Genomic DNA, 9,087 nt, shown 5'->3' on the forward strand with positions numbered 1-9,087 from the left:
CCTGCTGGGTTGATTTTCTCTTTTACGATAGCTTCAATGAAGTGGCGTTGCATCACTTCGCCCATGACGTCTTGACGTACCGCTTTACCGTACATTTGCGCAACCATTTTCAAAGGCACTTTGCCTTTGCGGAAACCATCGAAACGACGATTCTTAGCGATATTGCGTAGCTCTTTTGTAACTGCATCTTCGATGTTAGCAGCAGGAACAGTAATATTCAGACGGCGCTCTAGGCCTTCTAGCGTTTCAACAGTAACTTGCATTATTTATAAACCTCAAAACTGGCCCAGTATTTCTGAGCAATATGAGCCGCAACTTAGGCGATGCCTTGTGCTTGGCTGCATCCTTGTGTTGTGCTCTATCCGAACACTTATATTAAAACCAGCATCAACATTGGCCAAAAGACCCAATATTGGACTAATAAGCGATATCTTTAGAGACTCTAATGCATCACAAAAGGTATCTCTGATTAGTCTCAGGACAGAAAATTTAGACGCGACATTCTACCGACCAGAATCAGTGCTGTCGAGCCAATCACCGCAGAGAGATGATTCCGTACCCTAAATTGCTTTCTAAGTGCTAAAAATTCCACCAACGTGAAAAAGCACAGTTTTGAAATGGGGACAATAAAGGCTTTTTCAAGGGAATCGAGGCTTTTTTTACCCCAAAAGCGTAAAAAGAGATCTTGCTCCTGTTTTGCACCCCACAATTGCGCTCTTTTTAAACATCACCCAAAGGAAAACCAGTAGAATTATGAGTCAATGCTGGGAGCATTATCACTTGCAAAAATGGATATCTCTCGCAAAAGAACTGCCCTTGTCGCGCCGCTGAACATGGAGAAAGGATGCTACATATTCGCCGAGTAAACCTTATTTTTGTAACGTTATTCCTTTTGTCTACCGCGGCTGGGGCGCATTTTGTTTGGCGGCACAACTACCAAAGTTTATTGATTGAACATCAAGCTCAGCTAGAGCGATTCTCTAGCCACATCACCACAAAACTTGATAAATATGCACATATCCCAAGATTGCTAGCCAAAGATAAAGAACTCATTGACGCTTTACACAGCCCCAGCAATAGCGCCCAAATTGAAATCACTAATCGCTATTTAGAACAGGTCAATGAAGTGATTCAAGCCGCTGACACCTACCTCATCGACCAATATGGCAACACGATCGCAGCAAGTAACTGGCACCTCACTCATTCATTTATTGGCCGAAACTTCGCTTGGCGGCCTTACTTTAAAACGGCCATAACTGGGCAAGAGAGCCAATATTTTGCGTTAGGATCAACATCGGGGCAACGAGGATATTACTACTCCTACCCTATCGTTTATGCCGCGGATGTCATTGGCGTAGTGGTAGTGAAAATGGATCTTTCCGCGATTGAGGAAAACTGGCAGAGCAAACAAAGCTATTTTGTCGCCACCGACAGCAACAACATTATTTTCATGTCCAGCCAACCGGAGTGGCTGTTTAAAAGTGTTGCCATGCTGAGCGAAAGCGATCGAATTGCGGTTCAAAATAGCCGCCAATATCTTGATACCTCCATTCGCTCACTCGGATTGATCGGCGATTTCAGCGCATCCGTTGCCGAATGGGAAAATCCTTATCAAACTTGGATTAAAGGCGATTTCATCGTTTCAACCAAACCGCTGCCCAGTATCGGGCTAAACATTCGGGTTTTATCGCCCAAAATAAACATTTTCTGGGATAGCTTTGGATTTACTCTGATCAACAGCATGCTGTTTGCCATCGTCTACTTAGGGCTATTACTGGTTCATCACCGCCAACTCAAACAGCGCCAAATCGAACAGTTACAGTCTGAAGCAAAACAAAAATTAGAGTTTCTGGTGATGGAGCGAACCTCTGCACTGCACGCGGAAATTGCGGAGCGAAGTAAAACAGAGAGCATGTTACGCCAAACTCAAGATGAATTGATCCAAGCTGCGAAACTGGCTGTGCTTGGGCAAATGTCCGCCAGTATTAGTCACGAGCTGAATAACCCACTGGCCGCTATCCGCAGTTTTGCCGACAATGGGCGGCGTTTTTTAGCCAATGGTAAGCCGGAACGGACCGATGACAACTTGACTCGCATTTCAGCGCTCACCGAACGCATGGCTAAAATCAGTGAACAGCTCAAATCGTTTGCGCGAAAAAGTAACACCGATGAGAAAGTGAACGCGCAATTATTACCGATTATTTTGTCGACAAAAGAGTTGATGCAACCGCAATTTAAATCGAATTTGATTCAGTTTGAGATGGAATTACCCGCGATGGATCTTTGGGTGCGTGTCAATCCAATCCAACTAGAACAAGTCTTGATTAACTTGCTAACCAACGCGATACAGGCCCTTGAGGAACAGCATCAAAAATGCGTTCGTTTGAGCACTGAGTGCAAGGCCTCTCAAGTGTTGATCCATATTGATGATAACGGCCCGGGAATTACACAAGAAAAAATAGCCCATCTTTTCGAACCGTTTTTCACCACGAAAAAAAATGGCTTAGGCTTAGGCTTGTCGATTTCACAGCAGATAATACAAAGCATGGACGGTGAGTTAACGATGGCCAGTTCACCGCAGTGTGGGGCGCGATTTTCAGTCTCTCTACCGATCGTTACGCCAAGCGCGTGATTTACAGACAAAGTATGGTTTAAAGATAAAAAGCAGTTAAGGACAACCAATGTGTGATGTATTTTTTATCGATGATGAGGCGGATATCCGTATCGCCATTGCGCAAAGTTTCGAGCTCGCCGACCTCACAGCGCGGTTATTTTCCAGTGCGGAAGAAGCCTTACTGGCGGCCAAAGCCGACGGGCTGCCTCTTGTGGTGGTGAGTGATATTTGCTTACCTGGCCTCAGCGGCCAGAGCTTACTCAACTCGATTCATCATCAAGATGCTGAGGTCCCTGTTATTTTGATCACAGGACATGGCGATATTTCGATGGCCGTACAAGCGATGCACGATGGCGCATACGATTTTATCGAAAAACCTTTTGCTACTGAACGCTTGATAGAAACCATCCACCGCGCGATAGAAAAACGCCACTTAACGTTAGAAAATCAGCAGCTAAAACGCAGCTTAAAAGCGAGCCAAACTCTTGGACCACGCATTATCGGTAATACTGGCAACATCCAAGCGTTAAGGGACACCATCACTCATGTCGCCGACACTCAGGCTGACATTCTACTGTTTGGCGAAACTGGCACAGGAAAGGAGCTGGTTGCTCGCTCGTTACATGAGCAGAGTTCTCGCCGCGAGCTCAATTTCGTCGCACTGAACTGCGGCGCAGTGCCTGAAAATTTGATAGAAAGTGAACTTTACGGCCATGAAAAAGGCGCCTTTACTGGCGCTGAAACCAAACGCATTGGCAAATTTGAACACGCACAAGGCGGCACCTTATTTCTGGATGAGATTGAATCAATGCCGATGCAGGCGCAAATTCGTTTATTACGCGTATTGCAAGAAAGAGTCATTGAACGAGTTGGATCCAATACCTTGATCCCTCTGGATATTCGAGTCATCGCCGCAACAAAAGTCGATTTAAAGCAAGCAGCTCAAGCAGGCACCTTTCGTCAAGATCTCTACTATCGCTTAAACATTGTCACATTAGATATTCCACCACTTCGCCAACGTAAAGAGGATATTCCTGCGCTTTTCCATCATTTTTTGTTAGTGGCCGCGGCTCGTTACGGTAAAGCGGCAACCGCACTCTCTCAACCTGAAATGCAGCGCTTAATCAGCCATGACTGGCCGGGAAACGTGCGCGAACTACGCAACGCCGCAGAGCGCTATGTGCTATTGGGGAAACTGGCTCAGTTAGGCGACAACGAGCCATCACAAAAATTACCCACCCATTTAGTCGAACAAGTGGCCGAATTTGAAAAATCCGTGATCGAACAAGCATTGATTGAGTGTGGTGGGCGTATCAATGAAACAATGGAAAGGCTCAACGTACCGCGTAAAACGTTGTACGACAAAATGCAGCGTTACGGATTAGACAAAGAGCTCTATAAAATATAGAGCTCTAATAACATGCCGCAGCCATAGAAATTTCAGGTCAGCATTTTGGTTACTTAGTGATGATTTCCGGCCCCATTAAGGTGGTTGGTAACCAAGTGGAAATCCAAGGCACGTAGGTCACAACCATCAAAAATAGGAACATAATCGCCACCCACGGTAGCGCCGCTTTCACCACATTCATCATCGACATTTTGGCAACCCCTGCGGTGACAAACAAGTTTAACCCGACGGGCGGTGTGATCATCCCTATTTCCATGTTCACCACCATCATGATCCCAAGGTGAATGGGGTCAATACCGAGTGCGATGGCGATGGGGAAGACCAATGGAGCAACAATGATCAGCAGCCCTGATGGCTCCATAAACTGACCACCAAGTAGCAGTAATATGTTGACTACAATCAAGAATGTTATAGGCCCGAGACCGGCGGAAAGCATCGATTCGGCAATAATTTGCGGAATGCGCTCTTCGGTCAGAACATGTTTCAATATCAATGCATTGGCGATAATAAACAGCAGCATGATGGTCAGTTTGCCTGCATCAAACAAAGTCGCTTGCGTATCTTTATGGAAAAAGGCTTGCACGATTTTGACCAAGGCAGGTTTGGTATTTTCTTTGTCGGCGAAAGGCCCCATATCTTTGTAAACAAAATTGGCAATCAAGAAAGCGTATACCGCTGCCACCGCAGCCGCTTCGGTTGGCGTAAAGATACCACCGTAAATCCCGCCGAGAATGATCACCACCAGCAACAAACCCCAGCTGGCATCTTTGGCGGCGAAGATCGCTTCTTTCCAACCCACAAAAGGTTGTTTCGGCAGGTTTTTAATTCGTGCAAAAATGTAGATAGCAACAATCAGCATCAAACCCGCTAATAAACCTGGGATCACACCGCCTAAAAACATGCGCCCTACCGATACATCGGTCGCGGCTGCGTACACGACCATCACAATCGAAGGTGGGATCAAGATGCCCAATGTGCCAGCATTACAAATAACCCCAGCGGCAAACTCTTTGCTGTAGCCATTTTTAACCATTCCGGCAATAACAATACTGCCGATCGCCACCACTGTCGCCGGTGAAGAACCTGACAGCGCTGCAAACATCATACAGGCCACTACCGAAGCAATCGCCAGCCCTCCCCGAAACCAACCCACCATAGCGATAGCGAAACGGATAATGCGTTTTGCCACACCTCCGGTTGACATAAAGCTGGAAGCCAAAATAAAAAATGGAATCGCAAGCAAAGTGTAATGGCCTTCAAAAGCGTTAAACAAGGTTTGAGCCACTGACGCTAAAGAAGTATCGGAGTGCCAAAGTAGGAACAGAACGCTGGATAATCCGAGCGAGATAGCAATGGGTACACCGACTAGCATAAAGCCGATGACCATAACAAACAGCAGTAAAATATCCATGAATTAACGCTCCTTGCGAGAATCAATAGGTGGGGTCGCGTCGCGGTTCGGCTCTAATATGGTCTCGCTCACTTGTGCCATTTCCGCTTTCAGCGCTTCAAGATCTTCCTCGGCTTCATGGCCAGAAATCATTCTGTCTAACTTACCGCTGAGAATTTGATAGGCGATTTGTAAAAAGCGAAAAGTGAGTAATCCCATTCCGATAGGCAATGCCATGTATGGAATAAAGCGCGGCATTTTTTCATAGCGCTCCCCTTCATTGAGCCAATCGGAGAGAAATTGCAGCATTTCCGGCATAGGAATATCGTCGGTTTCATACCAAGCACGCTCAGTCGCAAACGGATACCAGTAATTCCACGAACCGATGAGCAGTAAAATAGAAAAGGTTAAACAACAAGCCACCGCGACCAGTGCAGACACTTTTCGCATGGTTGCAGGCACCATGTTAATGACCACATCAACTCCGATGTGAAAGTGTTTCTTTACCCCATAGGACGCACCAACCAGTACCATCCATGCAAACATGAACACGGTTAATTCCAATGCCCATAAAATGTTGCCGTTAAAAACATAGCGATAAACAACGTTAACGAACGTTAATAAGGTCATCGAGCCCAAGAAGAATGCAATCAGCATTTCTTCAATCGCATCGGTAAATCGGCCGACTTTAGAGAAAAAAGAGTGTTCCATGTGATACATCGCTCTCATAGTAATTATCGGAATTGACTCAAGGTCACCGCACGGCTTCAGGTTAGTTATCAATGAGACGAGCAATAAACGCGTTGAGTCCAACCCCACCACGCAAGGTGGGGTTGGAGGCTGATTATTTGTTTGAAGCCAGCGCTGCCTCAATCAAATCTGAACCGATGTCTTTTTCAAATTTCTGCCACACAGGCTTCAGCGTTGTAACCCATTGCTGGCGCTGTTCAGGTGTGAGAGTGCGGATCACGCCTCCGGCTTCCAACACGTATTGTCTATTTTGGAGCTCGACTTTATTTGATTCCGCATTACGCGCTTCAGTGACTTCTTTTAAAATGGTCGCGAACTGGTCACGCACATCGGCTGGTAGGCTGTCCCACCACTTGCTCGATGTCACCACTAGGTAGTCCAAAATGCCGTGATCGGTTTCGGTAATGCCATCTTGCACTTCAAAGAATTTCTTACCGTAAATGTTGGACCATGTATTTTCTTGACCATCAATAACTTTGGTTTGCAAACCGCCATACACTTCTGCAAAAGACATTTTTTGCGGGTTTGCACCAAGCTGCTCAAACTGAGCCACCAGTACATCAGATGCTTGCACACGGAACTTTAATCCTTTTGCATCCGCCGGAACGAGTAGAGGTTTATTGGCTGACATCTGTTTCATACCGTTATGCCAAAACTCCAACCCTTTTACACCACGACGTGTCATTGAATTCTTTAGTTTTTCACCGTCAGCCGAGTTTTGGAAACGGTCAACTGCGTCCACATCCTCAAATAGGAATGGCAGGTCAAAAATACGGAATTTTTTGGTGAATTTTTCAAATTTTGATAATGAAGGCGCCGCTAGCTGCACATCGCCGTTGAGCATGGCTTCCAATACTTTATCATCATCGTATAAGGTTGAATTAGGGAAAACTTGTAGGCAAGCCTTACCATTCATCTCCTTATTAACACGCTCTTCAAGCAGCGAAGCCGCAATGCCTTTAGGGTGCTTATCTGTATTCGTGACGTGGCTAAACTTAATGACGATTTCGCCGGGGTCGCAATTTGCGGCCGCATTAAAACTGGTTACAGCAAGAATGGAAGCAGTCAGCAAAGTCAGTGGCTTTAACATTATTATTCTCCTTAATTGAACATATCAGCCCCATCAATGGGTGCTGGTTGTTTTCTATAAGGCAATTAACAAGCCAACATGACACATTCCATTAACAAGCCAGTAACCATAAGGTGTCACCAGCTATTCAGTTAACAACAACCCATAGAATCTTATGATAGAAAGCAAAAATGGGTAGAAAATGACCCAAGGAATATGAATTTTGGGTGGGAAATGACACCCAGCTAAATCCATCAGAGGGTGGCGATGAGAATGACAAAAAATGTGAAACGGGAAGGAAGCGCACCCTCCGCCCAAACAGCAAGCCTAGTTTGGGCACTCCCCCCGAGCTCTTTATCGGAGAGCGCGCTAATTGGTTAGAACCGACAGATTATGTTAGTAGCACACAGAAAGTGGTGTGCTACAAGAAGAGGGTGAGCAGGCAGGCTAAAAAACCTACCCACTCTGGGGGTTAGGGCTACATCGCAGCTTTCACCGCTTTCGCTAGTTTTTGTGCTGCTTGTTTTGGATCCGCTTTCGGATCATTGAAGAAGTTCGTTACGACATCAAAAATCGCGCCTTGGGCATAGCTGGTTGTCGACATACCATGGGCAATACTGGGCACAAGGTTGTTGGACTTAGCCGTCGCTTTAAAGGCCGCCATTGAGTCCAACGCGCACTGGTCAAATTTTGACATATTCATATCTGTGCGTACCGGGATCGAGCCTTTGTTGAGGTTAAATACCTCTTGGAATTTAGGATCTAGGATCGTGGCGGCTAGCGCTTTTTGCGCCTGCTTATTGTCTGCATCAGTTAGCTCAAAAAAGACAAAACTATCGACATTATGGATAAATTGATCGGCCGTACCTGGCGCGGCCACGCACAGGTAATCTTTACCCGCAACTTTGCCCGCTGCGGAAAACTCCCCTTTTGCCCAGTCGCCCATGATCTGCATCGCCGCTTCACCATTTATCACCATTGAAGTCGCAACGTTCCAATCACGGCCTGGAGAGTTAACATCAATGTAGTCATGAACTTTTTTAAACTGGCTGAACACGTCAACCATTTTGTCGCCCGCGAGCACAGCCATATCGAGCTCAACAAACGCTTTCACGTAATCTTGTGAGCCAAGAACGCTCAACGCCACCGTTTCAAAAACCGTCGCGTCTTGCCAAGGTTGGCCACCGTGCGCCAGTGGCACATAACCCGCGGCTTTGATCTTATCGCCCGCAACAAAAAACTCGTCTAACGTAGTTGGCACTTTAGCACCCACTTTAGCCAGTACCGCAGGGTTAACCCACAACCAGTTGACGCGATGCACGTTAACTGGCACGGCCACATACTGGTCATTCCACTTCATGACATTGGTGATCATCGGTGGTACGACTTCATCCCAACCACCCTGTTTGGCTACATCATTAAGATTCGTGAGAAAACCAAGCCCCGCCCATTCTTGAATATCGTGTCCTTTAATTTGAGCCGCCGACGGTGGGTTACCCGACACCGCGCGCGTTTTCAATACCGTCATGGCACTTTCACCACCACCACCTGCGACAGCGAAATCTTTCCAACTATGGCCTTGCTGCTCCAACATTTCGGTGAGCACTGCTATCGACTTGGCTTCACCACCGGAAGTCCACCAATGGAGTACTTCCACTTCACCAGCGTGAGTCGAAGGGATGAAAGAGACAGAGAGGAAAGATAAAGCAAGCAGAGTGTTATGAAATTTCATCATCATCTTCCTTGGTTTTGATTCGGCAAACCTGATTCGCAAACTTTTATTAACCATTAAAGTGCTGATCGTTTACCTACTAGTCTAATCAAAGAAAATTTTTTTCGTTGAAACAAACCGTAAT

The 9,087-nt window shown here is 46.2% G+C and carries 7 protein-coding genes; 2 read left to right on the forward strand and 5 right to left on the reverse strand.

The window, feature by feature from the left end; all coding sequences use genetic code 11:
- Nucleotides 1–263 (reverse strand): trigger factor family protein (locus B9J84_RS07420; protein ID WP_404206541.1); only part of this gene is annotated, 263 nt, incomplete at its 3' end.
- Between the two features lie 581 nt (nucleotides 264–844).
- Between B9J84_RS07420 and B9J84_RS07430 the strand changes: the two genes are divergently transcribed.
- Nucleotides 845–2,632, forward strand: a complete 1,788-nt coding sequence (locus tag B9J84_RS07430; protein WP_094123857.1) for a sensor histidine kinase — start codon at nucleotides 845–847, stop codon at nucleotides 2,630–2,632.
- Nucleotides 2,633–2,681: 49 nt separating this feature from the next.
- The gene (locus tag B9J84_RS07435) at nucleotides 2,682–4,022 is read left to right on the forward strand and encodes a sigma-54 dependent transcriptional regulator (RefSeq protein WP_013857189.1); all 1,341 of its coding nucleotides are present in this window, start codon (nucleotides 2,682–2,684) and stop codon (nucleotides 4,020–4,022) included.
- A 49-nt stretch (nucleotides 4,023–4,071) separates the two neighbouring features.
- Here the strand turns inward: B9J84_RS07435 and B9J84_RS07440 are convergent, their stop codons facing one another.
- The 4 genes from B9J84_RS07440 to B9J84_RS07460 form a co-directional block, all read right to left on the reverse strand.
- Nucleotides 4,072–5,433 carry a TRAP transporter large permease gene (locus B9J84_RS07440; protein WP_094123858.1) on the reverse strand — a complete coding sequence of 454 codons (1,362 nt, stop codon included), beginning with the start codon at nucleotides 5,431–5,433 and terminating at the stop codon, nucleotides 4,072–4,074.
- Between the two features lie 3 nt (nucleotides 5,434–5,436).
- A complete protein-coding gene (locus B9J84_RS07445) occupies nucleotides 5,437–6,123 on the reverse strand; it encodes a TRAP transporter small permease (RefSeq protein ID WP_094123861.1) in 687 nt (228 codons plus the stop codon).
- Nucleotides 6,124–6,256: 133 nt separating this feature from the next.
- Nucleotides 6,257–7,252, reverse strand: a complete 996-nt coding sequence (locus tag B9J84_RS07450; protein WP_017044592.1) for a TRAP transporter substrate-binding protein — start codon at nucleotides 7,250–7,252, stop codon at nucleotides 6,257–6,259.
- A gap of 457 nt (nucleotides 7,253–7,709) precedes the next feature.
- Nucleotides 7,710–8,963 carry an ABC transporter substrate-binding protein gene (locus B9J84_RS07460; protein ID WP_094123860.1) on the reverse strand — a complete coding sequence of 418 codons (1,254 nt, stop codon included), beginning with the start codon at nucleotides 8,961–8,963 and terminating at the stop codon, nucleotides 7,710–7,712.
- Nucleotides 8,964–9,087 lie beyond the last annotated feature (124 nt).

Source organism: Vibrio sp. V03_P4A6T147, assembly GCF_002241085.1.
GTDB classification, from domain to species: Bacteria; Pseudomonadota; Gammaproteobacteria; order Enterobacterales; family Vibrionaceae; genus Vibrio; species Vibrio anguillarum.